20 protein-coding genes are annotated in these 24,319 nt (G+C 49.2%); 14 read left to right on the forward strand and 6 right to left on the reverse strand.

Annotated features, from left to right (window positions below):
- Positions 1–509: 509 nt before the first annotated feature.
- The 6 genes from Q1Q15_RS07750 to Q1Q15_RS07775 all read left to right on the forward strand — a co-directional run bounded on the left by Q1Q15_RS07750 (position 510) and on the right by Q1Q15_RS07775 (position 7,474).
- On the forward strand, positions 510–1,598 hold the full coding sequence (locus tag Q1Q15_RS07750; protein WP_300458196.1) for a TRAP transporter substrate-binding protein: 1,089 nt from the start codon (positions 510–512) through the stop codon (positions 1,596–1,598).
- A gap of 186 nt (positions 1,599–1,784) precedes the next feature.
- Positions 1,785–2,261, forward strand: a complete 477-nt coding sequence (locus tag Q1Q15_RS07755; protein ID WP_300458197.1) for a TRAP transporter small permease — start codon at positions 1,785–1,787, stop codon at positions 2,259–2,261.
- Positions 2,254–3,558 (forward strand): TRAP transporter large permease, encoded by a 1,305-nt coding sequence (locus Q1Q15_RS07760; RefSeq protein WP_300458199.1) that lies wholly within the window; start codon positions 2,254–2,256, stop codon positions 3,556–3,558. Before Q1Q15_RS07755 ends, Q1Q15_RS07760 begins: the two co-directional genes overlap by 8 nt.
- A 112-nt stretch (positions 3,559–3,670) precedes the next feature.
- Positions 3,671–4,168 carry a response regulator gene (locus tag Q1Q15_RS07765; protein ID WP_300458201.1) on the forward strand — a complete coding sequence of 166 codons (498 nt, stop codon included), beginning with the start codon at positions 3,671–3,673 and terminating at the stop codon, positions 4,166–4,168.
- 497 nt (positions 4,169–4,665) lie between these two features.
- Entirely contained in the window at positions 4,666–6,069 is a 1,404-nt protein-coding gene (locus Q1Q15_RS07770) for a hypothetical protein (RefSeq protein ID WP_300458203.1), read from the forward strand.
- Between the two features lies 1 nt (position 6,070).
- On the forward strand, positions 6,071–7,474 hold the full coding sequence (locus Q1Q15_RS07775) for a VWA domain-containing protein (RefSeq protein ID WP_300458205.1): 1,404 nt from the start codon (positions 6,071–6,073) through the stop codon (positions 7,472–7,474).
- An 89-nt stretch (positions 7,475–7,563) separates the two neighbouring features.
- On the opposite strand, the gene Q1Q15_RS07780 is transcribed toward Q1Q15_RS07775, so the two are convergent.
- Positions 7,564–8,199: a hypothetical protein gene (locus tag Q1Q15_RS07780; protein ID WP_300458207.1), complete on the reverse strand. Its 636-nt coding sequence runs from the start codon at positions 8,197–8,199 to the stop codon at positions 7,564–7,566.
- Positions 8,200–8,227: 28 nt separating this feature from the next.
- Positions 8,228–8,782 carry a GNAT family N-acetyltransferase gene (locus tag Q1Q15_RS07785; protein WP_300458209.1) on the reverse strand — a complete coding sequence of 185 codons (555 nt, stop codon included), beginning with the start codon at positions 8,780–8,782 and terminating at the stop codon, positions 8,228–8,230.
- A gap of 269 nt (positions 8,783–9,051) precedes the next feature.
- Between Q1Q15_RS07785 and Q1Q15_RS07790 the strand changes: the two genes are divergently transcribed.
- The 4 genes from Q1Q15_RS07790 to Q1Q15_RS07805 are packed head-to-tail and all read left to right on the forward strand — an operon-like array spanning position 9,052 to position 14,504.
- A complete protein-coding gene (locus tag Q1Q15_RS07790) occupies positions 9,052–10,242 on the forward strand; it encodes an efflux RND transporter periplasmic adaptor subunit (protein ID WP_300458211.1) in 1,191 nt (396 codons plus the stop codon).
- A 10-nt stretch (positions 10,243–10,252) separates the two neighbouring features.
- The gene (locus Q1Q15_RS07795) at positions 10,253–12,244 is read left to right on the forward strand and encodes an ATP-binding cassette domain-containing protein (RefSeq protein ID WP_300458213.1); all 1,992 of its coding nucleotides are present in this window, start codon (positions 10,253–10,255) and stop codon (positions 12,242–12,244) included.
- Positions 12,241–13,374: an ABC transporter permease gene (locus Q1Q15_RS07800; protein WP_300458215.1), complete on the forward strand. Its 1,134-nt coding sequence runs from the start codon at positions 12,241–12,243 to the stop codon at positions 13,372–13,374. The genes Q1Q15_RS07795 and Q1Q15_RS07800 overlap by 4 nt, the downstream gene beginning before the upstream one ends.
- A 2-nt stretch (positions 13,375–13,376) precedes the next feature.
- Positions 13,377–14,504: an ABC transporter permease gene (locus tag Q1Q15_RS07805; protein WP_300458216.1), complete on the forward strand. Its 1,128-nt coding sequence runs from the start codon at positions 13,377–13,379 to the stop codon at positions 14,502–14,504.
- A gap of 29 nt (positions 14,505–14,533) precedes the next feature.
- Here Q1Q15_RS07805 and Q1Q15_RS07810 read toward each other — a convergent pair whose 3' ends face one another.
- From Q1Q15_RS07810 to Q1Q15_RS07820, 3 genes are all read right to left on the reverse strand, one after another.
- On the reverse strand, positions 14,534–15,250 hold the full coding sequence (locus Q1Q15_RS07810) for a hypothetical protein (protein WP_300458218.1): 717 nt from the start codon (positions 15,248–15,250) through the stop codon (positions 14,534–14,536).
- Between the two features lie 101 nt (positions 15,251–15,351).
- A complete protein-coding gene (locus Q1Q15_RS07815; protein WP_300458219.1) occupies positions 15,352–16,104 on the reverse strand; it encodes a ParB/RepB/Spo0J family partition protein in 753 nt (250 codons plus the stop codon).
- Positions 16,105–16,203: 99 nt separating this feature from the next.
- The gene (locus Q1Q15_RS07820) at positions 16,204–18,177 is read right to left on the reverse strand and encodes a radical SAM protein (protein ID WP_300458220.1); all 1,974 of its coding nucleotides are present in this window, start codon (positions 18,175–18,177) and stop codon (positions 16,204–16,206) included.
- Between the two features lie 383 nt (positions 18,178–18,560).
- Between Q1Q15_RS07820 and Q1Q15_RS07825 the strand changes: the two genes are divergently transcribed.
- On the forward strand, positions 18,561–19,082 hold the full coding sequence (locus Q1Q15_RS07825; protein WP_300458221.1) for a DUF2062 domain-containing protein: 522 nt from the start codon (positions 18,561–18,563) through the stop codon (positions 19,080–19,082).
- Between the two features lie 37 nt (positions 19,083–19,119).
- On the forward strand, positions 19,120–19,980 hold the full coding sequence (locus Q1Q15_RS07830) for a hypothetical protein (protein ID WP_300458222.1): 861 nt from the start codon (positions 19,120–19,122) through the stop codon (positions 19,978–19,980).
- An 89-nt stretch (positions 19,981–20,069) separates the two neighbouring features.
- Here Q1Q15_RS07830 and dnaK read toward each other — a convergent pair whose 3' ends face one another.
- Positions 20,070–21,980: a molecular chaperone DnaK gene (dnaK, locus tag Q1Q15_RS07835; RefSeq protein ID WP_300458223.1), complete on the reverse strand. Its 1,911-nt coding sequence runs from the start codon at positions 21,978–21,980 to the stop codon at positions 20,070–20,072.
- Positions 21,981–22,658: 678 nt separating this feature from the next.
- Between dnaK and Q1Q15_RS07840 the strand changes: the two genes are divergently transcribed.
- On the forward strand, positions 22,659–23,018 hold the full coding sequence (locus Q1Q15_RS07840) for a hypothetical protein (protein WP_300458224.1): 360 nt from the start codon (positions 22,659–22,661) through the stop codon (positions 23,016–23,018).
- Between the two features lie 24 nt (positions 23,019–23,042).
- Positions 23,043–24,254: an acyl-CoA dehydrogenase family protein gene (locus Q1Q15_RS07845; protein WP_300458226.1), complete on the forward strand. Its 1,212-nt coding sequence runs from the start codon at positions 23,043–23,045 to the stop codon at positions 24,252–24,254.
- The last annotated feature ends 65 nt before the right edge of the window (positions 24,255–24,319 follow it).

Here is a 24,319-nt window from a genome sequence, read left to right on the forward strand (position 1 = left end):
AAAATCGTCTTGAAGAATTGTTTGCAGAGCTTGAAAAACATTCGTGCATTAATGAATTAGAACCAGCATCTGATGTAGATAGAATATTGCCTGGGTTTCGAAAACTTATCAAAATGAAGGTTCTTCCGAATTTAATCACCCGGTTGGTCGCTGACTGTCACGCTATGGCATAAAGAAACCTGAGGGTCACTATCAAATTTTGTGCCAACCGTTATTTGTGATAATAGGAAAATTTTGATAAAAACTATACGGCCTTGCACTCGCACTTGGAAAATTTTATGGCCAATTCGATTCTGTAACAGCCTGTCGAGGATTTCAAGTACAGGATTACGTTTACACCGGGGGTGGAAGTTGTTAAACCAGGAGAACTTCCCCGGTATGAAGGCAAGGCCAAACGGTTGATCCGTGAAACCTGAAAATATAATTTATGCATGTGTCTATCGTCAGGGATGGATAATTGACACGTCCCGTTTCCCTAAATTTTTATTCAATCATAAAAGGAGTAGAAAATGAAAAAGACATGTCGTTGCAGGATGTCAGGCGTTAAATCGAGTTTGAAAATGGTGTTTCTAATGCTGGTGATTGGCAGTTTTATGCTGCCCATGGTTGCCTTTGCAGGTGATACGATCAATCTGACTTATAGTGGATTTATGCCGCCCACCCATGCACAAAGCAAACTGGAAGCTGCATGGTGTAAAGAGGTGGGTATAAGGACAGAAGGGCGGGTAAAGATTACGCATTATTCCGGGCAAACCCTGACCAAGGCCGCACAGAATTATCAGGGCGTAAAATCAGGTCTTTCAGATTTGGGATGTTCAGTTCTACAATATACCCGGGGCCGATTTCCCATGATGGACTTCATCAACCTGCCCCTTGGTTACCCAAGTGGACAGGTCGCCACGGCAATTATCAATGAAGTCTATGAAAAGTTTGCACCAAAAGAATTAGATGAAGTAAAAGTGCTCTATCTTCATGCCCATGGACCTGGATTCATACATACCAAAGACAAACCCGTTCATAAAATGGAGGATTTAAAAGGGCTTAAAATTCGTTCCCACGGACCAACAGCCAGTATGGTTCAGGCGTTAGGCGGTACCCCTACGGCTTTTCCCATGAATGAATTATATCAATCGCTGCAAAAAGGGGTCGTCCAGGGTGGATTGTATCCCCTGGAATCAAATAAGGGATGGAAGATGGCGGAAGTTACGGATTATGTCATTGCCTGTTACCCCACAGCATATTCTTTGGGATTTTTCGTTGTCATGAACAAAGATAAATGGAATGCACTGCCCGAAGAGGATCAAAAAATAATTGAAGGAATCAATGGAGAATGGATTTTTAAACATGGAAAGGCATGGGAAGCCGGTGCTTTTGAAGGGATCAATTTTCTGCTTCAAGCGGGCAATTCCATGATTGGTATCGACCCCAAAGAAGCAAAAAGATGGACGAAAGCATGCAAACCAGTACTGCAGGATTATATCGATCTAAACAATGAAAAAGGCCTGCCTGGAAAAGAAGTGCTTGAATATGTAAAAGAACGGTTGGCAGAAAACGAAAAAGGAAAGTTTGAAAGCAAGTACATGGAAAAAAATCAATAAGACTGCTTGCGGCTTTTAAATCCATGTATTTTAAAATCATCATAATATAATTTCGGCGCAGAGTCATGCAGGGGATTTACCGTATCCTGTTATGACTCTGCAGCTGAAATTATAAATACTGCGAACCAAAGGTCTGTTTAACACCTTCAATAAAAATATTGAATCTGTTCTCTGTGGAGATAAAATATGAAAATTGCACAATGGCTGTCTAATACTCTCAAGAAGGCGGGTGGCATATGCCTGATCGCTATGATGCTTTTGACGTGTGCCGATGTGGTGGGTAGCTTTTTCGGACATCCCCTTCTCGGATCTGAAGAATTAACCGGCATGGGCGCATTTCTGCTGCTGGCATTTGCCATGCCTTCAACGGAAATGGAAAAGGGTCATGTGGGAGTGGATCTGCTCTACATGATGTTACCACCGCGGATCAAGAGGATAAATGATTGCGTAGTCGTTATGCTATCGTTTGTCTTGTTCTGTCTTGTTACCTGGCAATGTTGGTTATATGCAAACGAAGTCGGTGAAGCCGGACAAGTCTCTGCAACCCTCCAGTTTCCCACTTTTTATCTTATATACGGCGTATCTTTTGCATGCGGCATCCTTGCGCTGGTTATATTTATTGAGCTGCTAGCTCTATTAAAAGGAACGGTCCCAAATGAGTGAACACACTATCGTCGGCATCATCGGTATCTTTTTTCTGATCGCCATGCTTTTTTCCCGCATGGCGGTGGCCTATGTAATGGCGCTTGTCGGATTTATCGGGTATTCTTATCTGACTAACCTGCAGGTTGGATTGCGGCTTCTTTCAACCGATATTTTCAGTGTTTTTTCATCCTATGGCTTGACCCTGATACCCTTATTCGTATTCATGGGATATATTGCTTTTTACTCGGGAGTAAGCAGTTCTCTGTATGATGTGGCCTACAAGTTTGTCGGAAGAGTCCGGGGGGGGCTTGCCATGGCCACTGTAATGGCTTGTGCCGCATTTGGCGCTGTTTGCGGATCTGCTACGGCCACAACGGCTACAATGGGTACCATTGGTCTCCCGGAGATGGAACGGTATAAATACGGCTCCGAACTTTCTACGGGTTGCGTCGCTTCCGGAGGTGGTCTTGGGGCATTGATGCCACCTAGTGTGGTGCTTATCATATACGGTATTTTGACGGAACAGTCCATTGGAACGTTGTTCATTGCAGGTGTTGTTCCTGCCATCTTTATGACCTTTTTATTTATGGTGGCCATCAGGATTTATTGCATATTCAAACCGGAGCAGGGACCCAAAGGTGAGAAATTTACCCTCAAGGAGATGATTCTTTCCCTGGGAGAACTCTGGGAAACCCTTGCCGTATTCCTGTTCGTTATGGGGGGATTGGTAACCGGTTTGTTTACACCGACAAAATCAGGTGCAGTCGGGGCCTTTGCCATCCTTATGATTGTCATGCTCAGACGTAAGCTTTCCTGGGAGGACTTTAAAAATGCAATATACGGCACGCTTAAAATCTCCTGTATGGTTATTATGCTGATTGCCGGTGCCACTGTTTTTGGTCACTTCCTTGCGTTGACAAGAATTCCCCTTGAACTGGCCACTGCAGTGGGCACGCTCGACCTGCCGCCCTGGATCATCATCGGCCTGATTTGTTTTATCTACCTTCTGGGCGGATGCTTTATCGATTCAATGGCGTTGATCATGCTCACCATCCCTATTTTTTATCCCATTGTCCTCAATTTAGGATATGATCCTATCTGGTTTGGTATCATTATTGTGCTGGTTACCCATATGGGCATTATCACACCTCCGGTGGGTACTGCAGTCTATGTTACAAAAGGAATCGCCAAAGATGTTCCCCTCGTAACCATCTTCAAGGGGTCTTTTCCATTCCTTCTGGCCTTGATTGTTGGTACGGGTTTAATGACGGCCTTTCCTGAAATTGTGACCTTTCTACCAGGCCTGTTTGACTGATTACTTTGGATAAGAATGTATGAAAAAAATCAGTGATACCGGATGCAAACTCATAAAAAAAATTGTTGTACCGGATGAGGAGAAATTGATTTCCAAATAAAGGAGCGATGCAATGAAGACCAAAAAGATACTTGAGGGGAAAAAAATTCTCATCGTTGATGATGAACCGGATGTACTAGAATCTTTAATTGAACTATTGAGTTTATGTAAAATAGACACGGCAACATCTTATGATGAAGGCAAACAAATGCTGGAAAGCCAAAATTATGATATGGCAGTCTTGGATATTATGGGGGTAAATGGATTTGAATTACTCAAGGTCGCAAATAAACAGGCGATTCCTGCATTTATGCTTACGGCAAATGCATTAACAAAGGAGAGCCTTGAGAAGGCTGCCCAGTCTGGAGCAGTCTATTTCGCGCCAAAAGAGAAAATGATTGATATTGAGGTTTTTATTGCCGATGTATTTGAATCCCTGGATAGTAAAAAAAATCCATGGGAGAAATTATTAGAAAGGCTGGAGGGATTTTATGATAGAAGATTTAAGGGACAAAACTGGAGAGAACAGGAGGGCAAGTTTTTGAAAAACCACAGGAATAAGTTTTATTAATTTTTAATAATATGAACAAGTTGCTTTTCAAGCCGGTCCAAAATTTTCTCTAATGTTGAATAAAATTTTAAAATGAGACAGACGAATCAATCCTTCCGACTGTTTCATACCCCCATGCAAAAGTCATACTGTTCGATTATACCCAGCAATTTTAATTTCTGGATACACTTTGCGTGAATTGAATGGCGTTCACACAACCATTTATGCCTTACCAGCGAATTTTACTTGACACTTCAGGGGTAGAACTGGTTATTACAAATCAGAGAATTTGTCAACCAGGAAACGCTTGGACAGCAATTCTAAATATCAGGCTAGGGTCAGGCTTGCTTTATTGCGCTTTTAGCCTCTTCAAGAACCGATTTTCGATAAAAAGCACAATAAAACAAGCCTGACCCGTTCAAGAAAATGCCAAAATGAGAATTGCTGCGCTTGGACAGCAATTTTCATTATGGTTTAAATGATTGAACAGTGAACCGGGTCAGGCTTTGAGGGAGTGTATGCAAAAGAAAAATGAAATTAAAACCATAGGTGAGCTTAAAAAGTCAGGGTATGAGCCGGTATCGGTCAGGGCTGAAATGCGGCGTAACCTGATATCCATGATTCAAAAGAAAGACGATATATTTCCCGGGATAATCGGGTATGATGATACGGTCATTCCCCAGATTGCAAATGCCATTATTTCCGGTCAGGATATGATATTTCTTGGTGAGCGGGGACAGGCCAAGTCCAGGATGATGCGCTTAATGGTCAATCTGCTTGACGATCAAATACCCGTGATCAAAGGGTGTGAAATACATGATAATCCTTTGGCTCCCCTGTGCAGGGAATGCCGTGATCGAGTGGCTGATCAGGGTGATGCCGTGGAGATTGCCTGGTTGTCCAGGCAGGATCGGTATGGTGAGAAGCTGGCAACACCGGATATTGTCATTACGGATTTAATCGGAGATGTTGATCCGATTAAGGTGGCCGAGGGGCGGTACCTTTCCGATGAACTGACCATCCATTACGGCTTAATCCCCCGGACGAACCGGGGTATTTTCTGCATGAATGAGCTGCCGGATTTAACGGACAGGATTCAGGTGGGTCTGTTTAACCTGATGGAGGAAAAAGACATCCAGATAAGGGGGTACCGGATCAGGCTTCCCCTGGATATGGTCCTGATAGCCAGCGCAAATCCTGATGATTACACCAGCCGGGGCCGGATCATCACCCCGCTCAAGGACCGGTACGGGTCCCAGATAAGGACCCATTATCCTAAAACGATTGAAGATGAAATCCGTATTATGGAAATGGAACACCGGCAGTTTCCCCATGATGGCCCTGGCACGTATGTGCCCCGGTATATGTCGGAAATTATTGCAGAGGTCACCCATCTTGCCCGGAAAAGCGCCCATATTAATCAGAGCTCCGGGGTCAGTGCCAGGGTGTCCATTGCCAATTATGAAACACTGCTCAGCAACGCTGTTCGGCGGGCCGTAATCCTGGGTGAAACATCCGCGGTTCCCCGTATCAGTGACCTGCCTTACATTCACGCATCCACCATCGGCAAGATTGAACTGGAAAGCTTTGACTGTGTCACAGAGAGCAGTGTCATTGACGGGTTAATTCGACAGGCGGTGCTGAAAGTCTTTAACCGGTATTATCCGCCTCATAAGCTTAAGGCGATCGTCGCTGATTTTACAGGTGGCCTGAATGTTGAGGTCTCAGATGAAATGACGGCCAGGCTGTATGTACAGACCGCAACCCGGATTGGCGGTATGGCGGATGCGGTAAAGGAGATAGCACCCCCGGAGGATCCGGAAGCCGTTGCATCGGCGGTGGAGTTTATCCTCGAAGGGCTTCATTTGAATAAGCGGTTGAACAAGACTGAGATAGATTCAAAAAGGGTTTACCGGCGTTAGTATGCGAAAATATCGGTATTCTAAATGGGATTCATCTCAACAGCGATTTGATCCGGACCAGGAAGCGTTGATGGATGAGCTGGGCCAGGACCTGATGTCTTCGGGAAACGTGACCGATTCCCTCAATCAAATGCAGCAGCAGGGCCTGGAAGATGACCAGGGGCAGAGACTGCCGGGTGCAAAGGACATGCTGGAGCAGTTGCATCAGGAAAAACAGCGCCTGGAAAACCAGGCACAGACATCATCAGAAAGCAGATCTCCAGAGGATGGGGGCGATCTGGACAATGGCTTACCGTCGGCGGGTGATACTGAAAATCCGGAGGACACTGCGTCTTCAGCTGAAGCCGCGTTAACGGAAATGCTGCAGAAAATAGACCGGCTGGAGAATCAACTGAAGAACTCGGAAACCTGTTCCCTGGAGAGTATTGATGAGCAGCTTCTCAAGGACGTTATGGGGGATCAGGCGACGGACCACCTGAAACAATTGTGCGACATACCCCGAACCTTAACCGACGCCGGTTATATCAGCAGGACAAACGGTAAATATGTATTAACCCCTCGTGGCATGCGAAGGATTGGGCAAAAGGCTTTACGGGATATTTTCGCTCAACTTCGGAAAGGACGGGGGGGGGGGCATAATACTATTTCAAAAGGTAGCGGTGGTCAGATAATAGAAGATACCAAAAAGTATGCGTCAGGAGATGACTTCCAGGTACACCTTCAGAAAACGATTATGAACGCTGTTTGCCGGGAGCCGGCGGCATCCACCGTCAAACTTAAACCCGAGGATTTTGAAGTATTTGAGAGAGCCGGCCTGGAACGGTCAGCAACGGTTTTGATGGTGGATTTGAGTTTTTCCATGCTGGCCCGGGGCCATTTTGAAGCCGCCAAGCGGGTGGCGATTGCCCTGGATAGTCTTATACGGAGTCAATACCCCAAAGACAGCCTCTATATCGTCGGTTTTTCAAACGATGCCCGGCAGCTGAAAAAAGAAGACCTGTCTTACATCCAGTGGGGTGAGTCGGATAATTATACCAATATTCAGCACGGGCTGTATGTGGCCAGGAAGTTACTGGCCAAAGAACGTCAGTCCAATCAGCAGATCATCCTGGTCACCGATGGAGAACCAACAGCCCATTTTGAGGACGAAGCCCATTTTTTTTACCAGGCGCCCCCCAGTCCGCGCACCCTCCAGTTAACGCTTCAGGAAGTGAGGAACTGCACCAGAAAAGGGATCGTGATTAACACCTTCATGCTTGAGAATGATAAGTTTCTCACCGCGTTTGTCACCCGGATGGCGCATATCAATAAAGGACGGGTGTTTTTCACCAGTGCTGACACCCTGGGGCAGTATCTGATTGTTGACTACATGGCCAATAAAAAGCGGACCATCGCCCTGGGGTGAGTGGCGTTCAAATGAAGCCGGAGGGAAAGGTCAGCCTGGTTTCCCAGGGGCGATGAATTCATTCCCGGTCTTGAATGGTCTTGTTCTTTTTAAGGGGTAAGGCCGAACCGCAGCAATTTAAAGTCCTGGCAGACCCGATGGGAAACATGGCTGCCCACACGTCCCATGAATAGATTTTCCGGTTTCAGGCAGATGTTTGCTTCATTGGTCTGCAGTTCAAGAAATTGATGGGGGCTGAACAGGTGTATGAGCATGTTGCGGTATTGCTGAACCGTCAAGCCGGATCCATCCAGATCCCAGGTCCATGAATATCCAACCATATAGGCAATCATTTGTTCAATGTTTGGATGGGACAGCATGAGACAGAGTAAATCCCCGGCAATTTTACAGGATCGAAACCGCCGACATACCTCTATGGCCCTTATTTCCATCATTATGCCCGGTCCAAGTTCGGCCCATCGTTCATCCGCATCCGGATGACTGAAAACCCCAAAGCCCACAATCTGACGGCTTTCCGTCAGGGCCAGCACGACATTGGCCAGGGCTGCTTCGGCATGATGTACCAGGGTCTCCCGTTTGGTATAGATGGATTTATACTGGGCATGGGTTGTGAATTGATCGTCAAACCGGTACGTTTGAATTTCATCCGGTGTGCAGAATGATCGAATCTGAATCGGACCCAATGCTGTTGGTCGATGACGTGTATTTTGTATTGAGTTGGTCAATTAAAGCTAACGTCCGAAAGTTGAGCGGTTAATAATCACTCCATGTCCTGTGCAGGCACTTCATCATGATCACCAGGTCATGATGATTGCCTGAATCATCTTTGATAGCATTTTCCAGTTCAGCACACTTGAAAAAATCAAATTTTTTTAACGCATCAATGGCATCGTTTTCAATGCCGGCGGCAAGATCCGCCCGGAGCATTTCCAGGCCCTTATCCATTGCCAGCTGAATCAAATCCAGGAGCAGCCAGGTCCCCAGCCGGTTTTGACGAAACTCAGGTAAAACGGTTATCCGAAATCGCCCCACATGGCTGGTGGCGCCAAAATCCCGCATATACAGGCTCCCCTGGCCCACCACACAATCGTCGCAAAGAGACAGGATACAGGCAACATTCCCTTTTTCAACGGCATCAAACCACCGGTCCATAATCGGTGTATCCATGACATTGTAGTTCATCAGCCAACGATCGGATTCAGGGATCTGGGTGTGAAAAGCGTTCAGCAGCAACCGGTCGCCAGGTTCCAGGGGACGGATCACCACTTCCTTGCAATTTTTCAGTACACATTCTTTCGGGTATCTCACGATGTTGATCTCCTCAATCTGGCGGACGACCGGCTAACCATGTGGTTAAGAAAAGCCCTGACGATTCCGCCGAAGCGGTATCTTGGCCAGGCCATGCAGGGCCACATTTGTTTGTATGGATATCCAAACGATAGCTAATATATAGCTTTATGTCAAGAAAAGGATTGACCCGGGGATGAATTTTAAAAATCTGCTTGTGATTCATCGGATATATGATATGGGAAACAACAGACAAGGGAAAATAATGGGTATAATCAGGAGAAACGTCCATGAAAAAACAACGGCCTTTTTTCATTCTGCTGGTGGTGATCATTGCTGCGGTTCTGGCCTGGTTTCTGTTCGTTGAGGAAGAAGATCATTCAAACACCCTCAGGGTGTCGGGAAATATTGAAATCACCGATGCGCAGCTGGGCTTCAAGATTCCCGGGAGACTGGATGCCTGTTTTGTCGATGAAGGCGACACTGTGGCCAAAGGGGCCTTGCTGGCACGGCTGGAAAATTCGGATCAGAAAATTGTTGTGGCCCTTGGGGAGACCCGGCTTGCCCGGGCAAGATCCGTGCTGTCGGAACTTGTGGCAGGCAGCCGTCCCGAAGAGATACAGCTTGCCGGGGCAAAAGTGCTTCAGGCCCGGCAGACGGTTCTGGAACTGACCCGGGGCAGTCGGGTCCAGGAAATTGAAAGTGCCGGATCAGATCTGGATACGGCAATGGCTGCAGAAAAATCAGCCCAGACCCAGTTGATCCAGGCACGGGCGGATTATGATCGGTTTTCAATTCTGTATCAACAGAAAAACATCAGCCAGCGGGATTTTGAACTTTACCAGACCCGGTATGAGGTGGCCCAAAATACGGTACAGGAACTCCGGTCAAAGGTCAATATCGCCCGGCAGGCCTTATCCCTTCGCCGGGAAGGGCCACGGTCCGAGCAGATTGAAAAAGCCAAAGCAGCCCTGTCCCAGGCCCAGGCAGAATATTCCCTGGTAAAAGCCGGGCCTAGAAAGGAAAAAATCGAACAGGCAAGGGCCCAGGTGAAGGAAGCTGAGCAAACCTTGAACCAGGCCTTGCAGCAATTGAGTTATACTGAACTTTATGCCCCCATGGCCGGCATCATCCTGACCCGATCAGCAGAACCCGGAGAATACCTGAATCCGTCGACCCCTGTGGTGACCCTGGGAGATCTTCACCACCCCTGGCTGAGGGCTTTTATCAATGAAACAGATCTGGGAAAAATCCGGCTGGGGGACAGGGTCACCGTGACAACCGATTCTTTTCCAGACACATCCTATGATGGCATCCTGAGCTTTATCAGCAGTCAGGCAGAGTTTACACCCAAATCGGTTCAGACATTTGAGGAACGGGTGAAACTCATGTTCAGAATAAAAATCGACCTGTCCAATCCCCATCAGTCCCTTAAGCCGGGCATGCCGGCAGATGCGGTTCTGTCAATTTCTTCCCCCTGAAATGGACGGTATGGAAAAAAAAGACGTCCCCGCCATTGACGTCCGGAATCTGACCAAACGATTCGGCACGCTCACGGCTGTGGATAACCTCAGTTTCCAGGTCAGCCGGGGCGAAATCTTCGGCATTGTCGGGCCGGACGGTGCTGGAAAAACCACCACTCTGCGGATGCTCGCCAGCATCATGGATCCGGGATCCGGCACGGCGGCCATTGCCGGATATGATACCCAGACGTCCCCTTCCGCCGTAAAAGAGCACCTGGCCTATATGAGCCAGCGGTTCGGCCTGTATCCGGATCTGACCGTGGCCGAGAATATTTCTTTTTATGCCGACCTTTACGGCATGCCCCGGAAGGACCGGGAGACCCGCATCACCGATCTTTTGGGATTCAGTCACATGCAGCCGTTCAAACAAAGAAAGGCCCGGGAGCTGTCCGGGGGGATGAAGCAGAAACTGCAACTGGTCTGCGCCCTGATTCATACTCCGGCGGTGCTGCTCCTGGATGAACCCACCAATGGCGTTGATCCTGTGAGCAGACGGGATTTCTGGCGGATTTTGTACCGGCTTGTCAAGGAGGGGGTCTCCATCCTGGTCACCACGGCTTATCTGGATGAGGCGGAACGCTGTGACCGGATCGGACTTCTGGATCAGGGAAAGTTTCTGGCCACAGGCGCCCCCCATGACATCAAACAATTGATGATGGGCACGGTGCTCACCATAAGGAGTCCGGATGCCCGGAAGATCCAACCGCTGTTACAGGCGGGATTGCCCCGCCTGAATGTCACTGCGTTTGGGGATACCGTGCATATTGTCTGTCAACAGGTTCAGGCGACCCGGGAAAAAGCCCTTCAACTGCTTCAACCGACCGGTTTCAGGGTCGATGACATCAAAGAAGCCCCCCCCAGCCTGGAAGATGTTTTTGTGTCGATGATGTCACCGCCGGGAGGGGGCGGCGATTCGGCAGATACAGCCGGTAACGTCCCCGTTGTGACGGCGGATGCTGATTCTCCATCCGTTGGAACGCCGGGACAGATCACGGGGGACACGGCCGTTCGGGTGGATCACCTGACCCGGGTGTTTGGCAGTTTTACGGCCGTTGACAACCTGAGTTTCCAGGTCGACCGGGGGGAAATTTTCGGGTTCCTGGGGCCCAATGGTGCCGGGAAAAGTACCACCATCCGCATGCTTTGCGGATTGCTGGCCCCCAGTTCCGGCAATGGCCGGGTGGCAGACTATGATATCCTTACCCAGGCGGAACAGATCAAGCAGAACATTGGGTATATGAGTCAGAAATTTTCATTGTATGAAGATCTCACTGTTGAGGAAAATATCCGGTTTTATGGCGGCATTTACGGACTGAAAGGCCCTGCCATGACCCGGCGGAAAGCCTGGGCCATGGAAATGGCCGGTCTTTCGGATCATGGACGTTCCCTGACCGCCGTGTTGAGCATTGGATGGAAACAGCGTCTTGCCCTTGCCTGTGCCATCCTCCATGAACCGCCCATCCTTTTTTTGGATGAACCCACCAGCGGGGTGGACCCCTTGAGCCGGCGGCGGTTCTGGGAGCTGATTTACGGCATGGCCGACCAGGGAATTACCGTGTTTGTGACCACCCATTATATGGAAGAAGCAGAGTATTGTGATCGTATCGCCTTGATTTATAAGGGCCGGATGATTGCCGAGGGAACCCCCCTGGCCCTTAAAACCCACCAGATGAAGGAACAGATTCTTGATGTGAGATGTGACAGGCCCCAGGAGATGTCCCGGGAACTGGTCCCTCTGCCCGGGATAAGGGATGTCTCCCTTTTTGGCGCCGGACTCCATGTGGTCACCCTGGATGCGATCCGGGCGGAACAAGCCATTCGCCAAAAATTTGAAACCCTGGGGATCACCCGGTATGCCATTGAAAAAATACTGCCGGGCATGGAAGATGTCTTTATCTCCCTCATTGAAGCGGATGACCGGAATGACCCGGGCAATGGGCACCAGGGGGGAGATCAATGACGCTTCAACGGCTGTTTGCGGTTGCCAGAAAAGAGTTTATCCATGTGGTAAGGGACTGGCGCAGCCTGGCCCTGTCCCTTGCCATTCCCGTGATCCTGATCCTGCTGTTCGGGTATGCCCTGACCCTGGATTTAAGGAACGTGCCCACCGTGGTCTGGGACCAGTCCCGAAGCCGACAAAGCCGTGACCTGTTAAGCCTGTTTTCAGGATCACCCTATTTTTCCATGGTGGGCTATCATGATTCCTATAACGATCTGCAGCTGGCCCTGGACAGAGGCGCGGCCATGATTGCCATTGTGGTGCCGTCGGACTTTTCCCGGAAAATCATTGCCGGTAAAAAGGTGGCCATCCAGATCATCGGTGACGGCAGCGATGCCAACACCTCCCGCCTTGCCATGGGGTATGCAACAACCGTGGGCAGGATCTATGCCGCCACAATCACTGCAAAAAAGATGCAGCTGTCAGGAAGAGCCCCCCTGATGCCACCCGTGGAAATGGTCACAAGGTCCTGGTACAATCCTGATTTGAGAAGCCAGAATGTGATCATACCCGGGATCATTGCCATTGTCATGGTGGTGATTGCGGCCATGCTGACATCCGTTACCATTGCCCGGGAATGGGAAACCGGCACCATGGAACAATTGATCAGCACACCGCTGAAAGGTCCGGAACTGATCGTCGGCAAGGTTCTTCCGTATTTTGTCATTGGCATGACCGACGTGACCATTGCCGTTGTCATGGGCAAATGGCTGTTTCATGTGCCCATTGTGGGGAATGCCGGTCTGTTGTTTGCCATGGCCGCCATTTTTCTCACCGGGGCCCTTTTCTGGGGCATGACCCTGAGCATTGTATTAAAATCCCAGGTCCTGGCCAACCAGATCGCCATTGTTTCCGGGTATCTTCCCACCCTTATCCTGAGCGGGTTTGTTTTTGCCATTGAAAATATGCCCATGCCCATCCAATGCCTCACCTATATCGTGCCGGCCCGGTATTTTATTGCCATCCTGCGGGGGATTTACCTGAAGGGCATCGGGCTTGAAATTCTCTGGCTGGATGCGGCGCTTCTTTCCCTTTATGCCGGTATCATGATCCTGCTGGCCCACCGAAAATTTAAATTCAAACTGGAATAAGCATGATACACCGGTTAAAACAGATGCTCATCAAGGAATTTTTACAAATGCTGCGGGACCCCCGTATGCGAATGATCATTTTTGGCATGCCCGTGGTCCAGATGGTGATCATGGCCTTTGCATTGACCACGGATGTGACCCACATCCGCACGGCATTGCTGGACATGGATAAAACCGCCTCATCCCGTGAATTGATCAACGACTTCACGGCCGGCGGCTATTTTCAGATATGGCACATGGCCGGGTCCCAGAAAGAAATGGCAGACCTGCTGGATCATGCCGTTGTCAGGGCGGTGATTCATATCCCATCAGGGTTTGAACAGACCCTTGCCCGGGGGTCAACTGCCCGGGTCCAGGTATTGACAGATGGGACGGACAGCAATACCACCGCCATTGTCCAGGGATATGCCGGCCATATTATCCAGGCGTATTCAAATCGAAAACTCATGCACCAGGTGCAGCAGCAGGGGATGACCCTCCAGCCGGACCTGGTGGACACCCAGTCCCGGGCCTGGTTTAATGCCAACCAGGAAAGCCGCTATTATTTTGTTCCGTCCCTCATTGCCGTGATGTTGTTCATTTTCAGCCTGCTGCTCACCAGCATCGGCATTGTCAAGGAAAAGGAGATCGGTACCATAGAACAGGTCATGGTCACCCCCATCCGGAAAATAGAGTTTATCCTGGGCAAAACCATTCCATATATGATCACCAGTTACATCTCCATGACCATCATGCTGTGTGTGGCATTTGTGGTCTTCGATATCCATGTCAAGGGAAATATCCTGCTGCTCTATGGCCTTTCCGGGCTCTACCTGTTCGGGAACATGGGCATTGCCCTGATGATCAGCGCCAGTGCCGCAACCCAGCAGCAGGCCATGCTCACCAGTTTTTTGATTTTAATGCCCTGTGTGATGCTGTCCGGGTTCATGTTTCCCATAAAAAACATGCCGGATCTGGTTCAATATGCCACTTTTTTGAATCCCATGCGCTGGTATCTGGAAATCTTGCGAGGCATCGTCATGAAAGGTGTGGGCGTAAAGGTCCTGTGGCCGGCCATTGCGGGTCAGGCAGCCCTGGCCGCAGCCTTCATCACCCTTGCCTGGGCCCGGTTCAGCAAGACCTTGTCCTGAAAAATCCGTTCACCGGATCGGATCGCCGTTTATTCGATGGGGTCATCTTCGGTGAGCTTTCTTAATTCATTCATTAAGGTCGAATAGGACCATTTTTTTCCTGTCCTTGTTTTGAACCCGTCGGCATTCAATAAGGTGACAATTTTTTTTTTGGAAACCCATTGACTTAAATGATCTTGTGCCACCTTAAGGGCCCGTTCAAACTGCTCCCTGTATTCATCCTTAACAGATGGGGGCGGCGGCGCTATTTCCCGGATTATCACCGGGTCCCTTTTCCTTTCATAAAATTCCCGGGGCGTTTCGGCTTCCCGGGCTTTGGCGAGATCTGCCATTTCTTTATACACGGGACAGGTTGGCTCACAAGTGGCTTTGAACGGGTTTTTTTCACAATTGCAGTCAAAGGTGACATCAGACGTGTAAATATACTTGATGTTGGACTTGGTGCTATGCCGAATTTTTGATTTTGAGCTGGCGGATATGGCGGACAGCACATCCATACAATATTCAATCATCCATTCCTGACACGCGTCAGCGGACAGTCCGCTATAGTTGAACCAGGCGGCCAGGTACTGGGTTACGTCCTGACGGGAAGGCAGGCGCTCCCCATTGGAAAATCGGTCCAACTTAAGCCCGTTGTCAGCCAGATCCTGAATACATGGAAATATGGATGTTGTGTTCCGGTTGATAAACAGCTTGTTCAAGGTGTCCAGATAGGTATCAGAAAAATCAGCAGAATTGATTGTCATGTTCTTCACCACGGTTTGGTATTTGATTATGTTGAATAAAACAGAAAAAATATACCCCATTCCGGGACAACAGGGCAACCCTTAAGTTTTAACTAGGGCAGTTAGAAGTCATCCGGGCTCTGGATCAGGTCCCGGATGGCCTCAAGATCGGCCAGGGCTTTCGCCTGGGATACATCCTGCCAGCCGTCTTCCCGGATCCGGGTCAGTTCTTTTAGAAATTTGCCAAGGGTCTGGGTGTACTTTGCGGCACTGCCAAGTCCGGTAAAGGGCTTCCCTTTTATTTCACCACTTTCCCTGCGGATCTCCTGGACTTCCTGAAATGCCCGGTTAATGGACTTTTCACCCGTGTTGACACTTTTCAGGATCTCATCATTTCCATGCGCCATGACCTTGCGGGCCTTTTCAACTTTATGGGGGCTGATGCCCAGTTCTTTTGCCCGGATTGCGTTGGTTTCTTTCCGGTTCAGCTTAGGGGTTCCCTGGTTTTGCCCCTTTTGTGCAGCACCATGGACCGTGTCAAGCAATTCAAGGCATCTTAAGATATCTTCATCGGTCATGTTCCGGCGGTTCCGCTGGATATGGAAACTGTACAGAATCGCATCGTCTTCGGTTTCAAACTTTTTGAACAGGACCGGCACTTCTTCGATATCCATTGCCTTTGCCGCCGCCAGCCGGGTATGGCCATCCACCACGATGTTTTTCCCCTCCCAGATGAGGATGGGGAACATCGGGTCAAACCCGTTGGTCTCCATGTCCTGCCGGATGGATTCAAGGGTGTCCGTTCCAATGGGAAAGATGGCGGCAAAGGGATCCTGGATATTCAGTTCAGCAATGGCTGCAAAATCGATGTTCATGTTCACTATCCTGTTCGTTTATGGTTATTCGATTGTGTTGATTAAAATGAAAATGGGTTATACCCCATTCCGGCAAGAAAGTACAATCCTAAAAGTCGATCATCGTCTTTTCGGCCTCCTCCGGCCTTTGCCCCGCCCCTTTGTCCCGGCGGGGAAGGCCCGGGGCAGTGTCCTGGCAAGGACGTCATACCGCCCGGGGCTCACCGCGGCCTGCTCATGGATGAGGGTCTGCCAGATTCCAGCCTCATGATCCTGGGCCCGGGTCATTATCTGTTCCATATCATAACGGCTTTTCAGGGGCGGCTGCTGCCCGGGCATAACCACGCGGCGCGGGGTTACGGCATGGGTCCGGAACACGCCGGTTCCTTTCCGGGCATACCACAGCAGGGTGTGGGCCGTTGACAATGCCCCGGCCCAGGGATAATCATGGAGCCACCATTGATCTGACAGCCTGTCAATGGCCCTGTCAATGCGGTCCTGATCCTGCAGGGACCGGGGGGAAACCCGGGACGTATAAAACAGTCCGGTGCCCAGTTCATCACCGGCCATCTGCCATATCCGTTGAATGCCGTAGTCTTCCGGATGCAGGGCAACACGGGATCCGTGCCACAGGCCAAACTTTCCGCAGATAAACAAGGAGATCTGCTGTTTCAAGGCCCGGATAAACCCCAGGGTGGCCCTGGCTTCGGCTGCGGTTTCCGTGGGGAAGGCATTAAAGCACATGGCTTCAACGGCAATACCGGCTTCGGCCAAATTTTCCACGGCAGCCTGCATTGTTTTTACGCCCACGCCCTTGTTGATCAGTTTCAGAAGACGGGGGGCGGCCGATTCAATGCCCAGGGCCACGGACAGGGCCCCGCCGGCCTTGAGATCCCGGCATAGGTCCGGTGTCAGTTCCGGTTCCGGCCGCATATCCGAAGACCAGTGAATCTCCAGGGATGCTGCCTTTAGGGCCTTGGCCAGTTTTTGGGCGGTTTTCGGCAGAAATGCATCCTGGGAAAAATAAAAGTTCCGACATCCCCATTGGGATGCCATCTGTTTGAGGTGCGCCACCATGTCCGCCACCCGTCGCTCACGGTATTGGGCAGTTCCCTGACGGCACAGACCGTAATGGCAGAACGCGCATTTGCCCCAATAGCATCCCCGGGTGGGATCATAGGGCAGGACCAGCTCCGGTGAAAAATAGGTTTCCAGGGGAAGTCCGTCAAAATCAGGGGCTGGCAGCCGGTCCAGCCGGGTATGGGTACGGCCGCTGATAATTTTTACCGGCCGTTCTCCCCGGTCCAGAGTGTCTGCCAGTTCCAGCAGTGCCGCCTCCCCTTCGTACAGCACGGCCGAATCAAAGGGTCCCAATACCCGGACCTGGTTTGCCGGGGTCTGCCGCACCAGGATCTGGGTAATGGCCGGTCCGCCCACGGTGATGTGGACCCCGGGAAGCCGTTGTCTCAGATGATAGGCCAAAGAGAACCCCGGCTGGATCTGTCCGGGAAAGGCCATGGAAATTCCCACCAGGGTGATTTTGTTTGCAGCCAGGCGATTGCCCACTGCTTGAAAGGTTTCCTGAAACGGATTGTTTTCCGGATCAGCATCTGTTTTGATCTGTTCCGGGGTCAAGAGTGAAAACGGGGTTCGGTACCCGGTAAAATCAACAAACAAAGGACTGTAAGCCGCACTGATAATCGCCAGCCCGGCCTGTACGGTCTGGACAGCCCGTTCATAGGTTGTCCCATGGAAAAACCGCCTGCCGGTGCGATCCCTGAGTACGGAAACGGCATCGTCAATGGTATCGTTGACCCAGGACAGATCCGGGGCAACTTCCCCCAGGCGGGAATAGTGCATCTGGTCAATGTGATCCAGGGATGGTTTCTGGTCCAGGACCTGGTGGGCTGCCCGGATTTTCTGGGCCATTTCTGCCATGACGTCCCCGCGCAGCAGTCGATCATAGGCCTCCACATTGGCATCCACGGGCAGCACCGTTTTTCCGTGGGCACGGAGCCAGGCCGTGAGGGTGGGCACGGACAGATAGGGCGCTGTGGGATCGCATGTGGGGGGATAGATCAGGGCAATGGTCATGATGCCCGTCCCATCAATGGTGAATGATGGCGGCCAGGGGAATAATGGCTCGGGTGTAACCGTTTGTTATGGGTCATACGGATGTCCTTATCTATACTCACATTGTTTCCTCCATACCGGGATTATTTTGTTATCCTATACCATTTTTTCACATTTTTTTCTCCATTGGATTCTTGTATGATAAAAACTCATTTTATTTGCAATGGGATGTGATAGAGTACAGCAATTTTCATTATGGTTTAAATTATTGAACAGTGAACAGGGTCAGGCTTGTGTTATTGTGCTTTTGACAGCCCGGCTGAACATCCAGGGCAAAAAATCGGCAAAAGGGTCAATAATGCAACCCTTCTCCTGGGGAACGAAAAGGGGTATGCGGCAGGGTAATGATAATAAAATATGTCAAACGGATTTACGACAGGTTCCTTAAAATCAGGGGAACACCGCGTGAAATAGGCTTGGGATTTGCCCTTGGCCTTTTTATCGGTTTCAGCCCGTCTATGGGTCTTCAGATACTGCTTGCCGTTTTTATGGCATCCCTCTTGAAATGGAGCAAAATAACGGCCGTCATAGGGGTTCAGGTGACGAATCCGATTACAGCCCCCTTTATCTACAGCGGTACCTATTTCCTCGGATCCAAGCTGATCGGACTGGAAAAACCGCTGATACTGACCCGCCATTTGACCATGGAATCCCTATTGGCAATGATACAGCAGGCGCCCGGGATTTTTGTTGCCATGACGATAGGGGGTATCCTGATTGGATTGCCGCTGGCCGTCGCAGGATACTTTGTGGTGTATAGAATGATGAATCAGTACCAGGAAAAAATCAAAGCCCGTATCCGAAACAGGGCGCGTCAAATTCGGCAAAGATTAAAGTGGCGCAGATTACGCCGGACAAAAAAGTAACATCCACCGCTGAAAGTTTCAACAAAAGGAGATGATCATGGACAGACATTTTTTAATCGCTGTTTCAGAGCAGAAAAGCGCAATATATGGTGTTCGATTTGTTTCAGATTTTTTTTCAGACAAACACCCGATTAAATCGACCTTGTTTTATTCGGCCCCAAAACCGGCGGCCGCATTTGAAAATGAAACAAGTCTTGAGGCAGGTTCCAGACAGAAAGAGCAGCAGAGAAAAATTCTGGCCAAGGGAAAAGCTGCAATGGAGACCGTCAGGCAGGAATGCCTTGATATGGGATTTCAGAAAGAAAACCTGACGGAAATAATACAGACACAGGTTTTTTCAAAAGTTACTGATATTATCCAGGAAGGTGAGAAAGGATCCTACGATGCGGTTGTCCTGGGCAGAAGAGGACTTTCAATGCTGGAAGCAGCCTTTGAAGACAGTGTGAGTCGGGCGATTTTTAAAGAGACCGTTGCGTTTCCGCTTTGGCTTTGCCGATCGTCAAACCCTGCCCGTAAAAATATCCTGTTCTATGCTGATGGGTCAGGGGCATCCTTTCAGATGGCGGATCATGTCGGTTTTATTGTGGGGCTTGAACATCGGCACCGGGTGGATATACTGGTCCTGGAATCCCTGGCGGCCCAATCCTCCCTGATGGATCAATATAGAAAAATTTTTGTGGACCACGGGTTGTCTGACGATATGATCCGATTTCAACCGCTTGGCTCGGGCAATCCTGCAAAACAAATACTGAAACTCATTGAAAAGAATTCATATGCAGCCGTTGCCCTGGGAAGATCCAGCAGTGAAAGCAACCTGCTGACGCGACTGGTTAAAGGTCCGGTCTGCTCGGTGTTGTTCAAAGAACTTAAGGATGCAGCGCTTTGGCTGTGCCCATAATTTGTGTTCATATTTTTGAAGGCAAAAAGAGAAGCAGTTTGTCAAAAACCACTTCTCTTTTTGCTGACGGTCAGTTGTTTTAAAGGGCGTTATGCCACTTCTTCGAATTCTGCATCCACCACATCTTCATCCGCGTTTGTTGCGGAGGATGAGCCGGAAGGGTTTCCATTCCCATGACGGCCATCGCCCGGATTGTTGGATTGCTGGTACATCGCCTGAGCCAGTTTGTGTGCTGCCTGGTTCAAGGCTTCAGTCCTCTGCAGAATACTCTGGGTATCTTCTTTTTTCACAACCTGTTTCAAGTTGCTGATGGCTTCCTCTACTTCCATTCGAATATTTCCATCGACTTGTCCGCCCATTTCAGCCAGGGTTTTTTCAGTGGCGTGGATTAACGCATCGGCTGTGTTTCTCGCATTTACCCGGGCCTTTAACTTCTGATCTTCTTCAGCATGCAATTCAGCATCCTTTATCAATCTGTCCACATCTTCTTTAGAAAGGCCGGATGAGGAGGTGATCTGAATGGACTGTTCTTTTCCAGTTGCCGTGTCTTTTGCTGAAACATTGACAATCCCGTTGGCGTCAATATCAAAGGTAACCTCGATTTGCGGCAGGCCCCGGGGTGCCGGTTGAATGCCAACCAGATCAAATCGACCCAGCGGTTTGTTACCGGATGCCATTTCCCGTTCACCCTGGAGGACCTGAATGGAAACCGCCGGCTGATTGTCTTCGGCTGTGGAAAAGGTTTCACTCTTCCGAACAGGGATGGTTGTATTCTTTTCAATCAATTTGGTCATGACACCGCCCAGGGTTTCAATTCCCAGGGATAACGGGGTGACATCCAGCAGGAGGACATCTTTCAGATCGCCTTTCAGAACCGCTCCCTGGACAGCCGCGCCTATTGCCACAACTTCATCCGGATTCACGCCCTTGTTGGGGGTCTTGCCAAAAAATGTTTTTACCCGGTCCTGGACCGCCGGCATGCGGGTCATACCCCCCACCAGGATCACTTCATTTATGTCTTGGGCAGAAAGACCGGCATCCTTTAGTGCGGTCTGGCAGGGTGTTATAAGCCTATCCAATAGGGTTGAAACCAGGGATTCCAGCTTAGCCCTTGTGATTTTAATGTTCAAATGCTTGGGGCCGGACCCATCCGCCGTGATAAAGGGTAGATTGACATCGGTTTCCATGGATGTGGACAATTCCATCTTGGCCTTTTCAGCGGCTTCTTTTAATCGCTGCAGCGCCATTTTATCGCCTCTCAGGTCGATTCCCTGGTCCCGGCGGAATTCTTCTGAAAGATAATCGATGAGCATAAAGTCAAAGTCCTCACCGCCCAGATGCGTGTCGCCGTTGGTAGACTTGACTTCAAAAACCCCATCACCGATTTCCAGGATGGAAACATCAAAGGTGCCGCCGCCCAGGTCAAATACAACGATTTTTTCCTCTTTCTTTTTGTCCAGGCCATAGGCCAGCGCAGCTGCTGTGGGTTCATTGATGATCCTCAGGACATTCAGACCGGCAATTTTCCCAGCATCCTTGGTGGCCTGGCGCTGACTGTCATCAAAATATGCCGGCACGGTAATGACGGCATCGGTTATGGTTTCACCAAGGGATTCCTCTACGGATTTGCGAATTTCCGCCAGGATATGAGAGGATACCTCTGCCGGGCTGTATTGTTTTCCCCGAAGATTGATACAGACATCCCCATTGCCGGCTTTTTCAATCGTAAACGGCAACTTGCCGATATCCTTTTGAATTTCAGGCGAATCAAACTTTCGTCCGATCAGTCTTTTAACCCCAAAAACCGTATTGGCGGGATTGGTAATGGCCTGCCGCTTGGCAATCTGGCCCACCAACCGCTCTCCATTTTCAGACACCGCCATAACCGATGGCGTGGTTCTTCCGCCTTCCCGGTTCATGATTATTTTGGCTTCACCGCCTTCCATTACGGATACACATGAATTGGTCGTGCCAAGATCTATTCCTATAATTTTTTTCATTTTTTTACTCCTGATTTATATATTGCACTTTGTTTTGGCGATGCCATACATACAGCATCTTTTCTCATGTCGGAAAAATAAGCACCATAAAATTCATTGTCAATCATATTTTATGATTATTTATACTTTTTTATAAAAAGTAATGAGATAATATAAGGCTTATCGGCTGCTGCCTGAGTTTGTTTTATCGGCGTTCAACAGAGAAGGAAAAATAAACACATTAGAGACGCCTTTGTATCAATGATTATTCTGGGTATGACAGCAATTCTCATTTTGGCATTTTCTTGAACGGGTCAGGCTTGTTTTATTGTGCTTTTTATCAAAAATCGGTTCTTGAAGAGGCTAAAAGCGCAATAAAGCAAGCCTGACCCTAGCCTGATGTTTCATATTTAGAATTGCTCTTTTTTTATTGCTTGACATTGAAAAAAACATTAACTATGCTAAACATCACTAAATAAAAATATTTTTGGAGGTAATGGTGCCTCCCCTGTCTATAGCCGGACAGGAAAAAATACGTTAGAGGTAATGAAGCCTCTTTTGTCCACAGCAGGACAAAAGAGGCTTTTTTTGTTTTTTCATCCGATATGCCTGAACCGGGGTTAACCCAAACATACCCCAAAAATCAGGAAACGGTGGAGAAAAACAAATCAATAAACAGCAGCAAAAAGGAGAATCAACATGGCAAAAGAAATCATCCTCTATAACCTGAGAGACGATGTAACAGATGAAGATTACATAAAATGGTGTGCCGATTACAAGGGCCCAACCCTGTTGAGCTTGAGTTCGGTCAAAAGTTTCACCCTTGTGAATATGCTGGGCGGGGTGAAAGGAAATGGCAAAGAGAGCATCCCGCCGGAAGAAACCAAACCCCCGTTTAAATACATTGGGATTCTAGACAGTACAAATCTGGCAGACTGGGACAAGGATAGAAATTCAAAAACATTTAAAGAAGAATTTTTCCCCCAGTGGTTTTCCAAATGGGTGGCGGATTTTTATGTGTTGGCAGGCATGGAGGTTTATGACGAAAAAAGTGAATAAATTTTACATAAAGGAGGGGGCATCGTGAATTTAGAACATCTGTTAACCAAAGAACATCTTCAAATCAGAGAAACCATTCGAGAGTTTACCAAAAAAGAGATTATGCCCAGGACCAGGGAGCTGGAGGCAGATTACAGTCTTGTAGAAGAAGTGCACCAGAAGCTGGTTGATATGGGGGTTCAAGCCGATGGGTATCCGGAAGAATACGGCGGCGGTGGACACGGTTCCATGAAATCCTTGTGTATCATCACTGAAGAACTGGCCAAAGGGGATGCCGGCATCAGCCTGTCCGTTGGAATTAATGCCGGGATCATTCTCAAACCGGCAATGGTGGTTGAAAATAAATTTGTAATGGACCAGTTCATTCCCCGCTTCACGGGTGACAAACTGGCTTATGCCTGCATTTCCATGACCGATGAGCAGGGTGGGGCGGATTCGGAAAATCCATTGCTTGCAGGGGGAGGGATCAAGACCACGGCAAGGCTTGAAGGGGATGAATATGTGATCAATGGTGCCAAGTCCTGGCCGACCCACGGCGGCGTTGCAGAATGTTATCTGACGGTCTGCAATACAGACCCTTCAGCCGGCGATGAGGGAATCGCCTTGATTTATGTTCCCAAGGATACACCGGGCCTGACCTTTGGAAAACCGGAAGAGAAGATGCTGTTTAAAACATCCATCAACTCATCGATCTATTATAACAATGTCCGGGTGCCCAAGGAATACCGCCTGGCCGGTCCGGGTATGGATGCCAATATTTATCATTTTTTTGAAGTGGGAACCGGGTGGCATTCGTCTGCCATGGCCCTGGGCGTTGCCGAGCGGGCATTTGAGCTTGCTCTGGCGTATACAGGGACCCGGATGGGCGGATTCAAGCCGGTGCGGCAGCACAGCATGGTGGCAGGGATCCTGGCCGATATGGCCATTGGTATTGATATGATGCGGGCCAGCGTCTACAACCTGAGCTGCATGCTGGACAACCTGGATGTATACGGTCCGCCCTGGAGCCCGCAGTTAATTTCCAAAGCATCTGCCACCCGTGTTTTTGCCGGGGACAAGGCGGTTGAAATCGTGAATAAGGGTGCCGAACTCCTGGGGTCCATGGCAATTTCAAAAGACTTTGGCTACGAAAAATGTCTCAGGGATGCCAAGATATTCCAGCTCTGGCTGGGCGGGCAGCAGATTTGCCGCTACCGGGTCGCCCGGGGCTATTATGATTTGAAAAACTGGGCATAGCAATTGCCTTAGATAAGAGTCCCTTCATGTTTCTGGTTTTTAACATCATCCAAGGAAATGGAAGG

Source organism: Desulfobacula sp., assembly GCF_030145145.1.
Classification (GTDB): domain Bacteria; phylum Desulfobacterota; class Desulfobacteria; order Desulfobacterales; family Desulfobacteraceae; genus Desulfobacula.

Coding starts and splice junctions, on each gene's coding strand:
- Q1Q15_RS07765 (WP_300458201.1), top strand. CDS start 3,671: ATGAAGACCAAAAAGATACTTGAGGGGAAAAAAATTCTCATCGTTGAT.
- Q1Q15_RS07830 (WP_300458222.1), top strand. CDS start 19,120: ATGGACAGACATTTTTTAATCGCTGTTTCAGAGCAGAAAAGCGCAATA.
- Q1Q15_RS07795 (WP_300458213.1), top strand. CDS start 10,253: ATGGAAAAAAAAGACGTCCCCGCCATTGACGTCCGGAATCTGACCAAA.
- Q1Q15_RS07790 (WP_300458211.1), top strand. CDS start 9,052: ATGAAAAAACAACGGCCTTTTTTCATTCTGCTGGTGGTGATCATTGCT.
- Q1Q15_RS07825 (WP_300458221.1), top strand. CDS start 18,561: ATGATAATAAAATATGTCAAACGGATTTACGACAGGTTCCTTAAAATC.
- Q1Q15_RS07820 (WP_300458220.1), bottom strand. CDS start 18,177: ATGACCATTGCCCTGATCTATCCCCCCACATGCGATCCCACAGCGCCC.
- Q1Q15_RS07755 (WP_300458197.1), top strand. CDS start 1,785: ATGAAAATTGCACAATGGCTGTCTAATACTCTCAAGAAGGCGGGTGGC.
- Q1Q15_RS07770 (WP_300458203.1), top strand. CDS start 4,666: ATGCAAAAGAAAAATGAAATTAAAACCATAGGTGAGCTTAAAAAGTCA.
- Q1Q15_RS07760 (WP_300458199.1), top strand. CDS start 2,254: ATGAGTGAACACACTATCGTCGGCATCATCGGTATCTTTTTTCTGATC.
- Q1Q15_RS07805 (WP_300458216.1), top strand. CDS start 13,377: ATGATACACCGGTTAAAACAGATGCTCATCAAGGAATTTTTACAAATG.
- Q1Q15_RS07775 (WP_300458205.1), top strand. CDS start 6,071: ATGCGAAAATATCGGTATTCTAAATGGGATTCATCTCAACAGCGATTT.
- Q1Q15_RS07810 (WP_300458218.1), bottom strand. CDS start 15,250: ATGACAATCAATTCTGCTGATTTTTCTGATACCTATCTGGACACCTTG.
- Q1Q15_RS07840 (WP_300458224.1), top strand. CDS start 22,659: ATGGCAAAAGAAATCATCCTCTATAACCTGAGAGACGATGTAACAGAT.
- Q1Q15_RS07750 (WP_300458196.1), top strand. CDS start 510: ATGAAAAAGACATGTCGTTGCAGGATGTCAGGCGTTAAATCGAGTTTG.
- dnaK (WP_300458223.1), bottom strand. CDS start 21,980: ATGAAAAAAATTATAGGAATAGATCTTGGCACGACCAATTCATGTGTA.
- Q1Q15_RS07800 (WP_300458215.1), top strand. CDS start 12,241: ATGACGCTTCAACGGCTGTTTGCGGTTGCCAGAAAAGAGTTTATCCAT.
- Q1Q15_RS07815 (WP_300458219.1), bottom strand. CDS start 16,104: ATGAACATCGATTTTGCAGCCATTGCTGAACTGAATATCCAGGATCCC.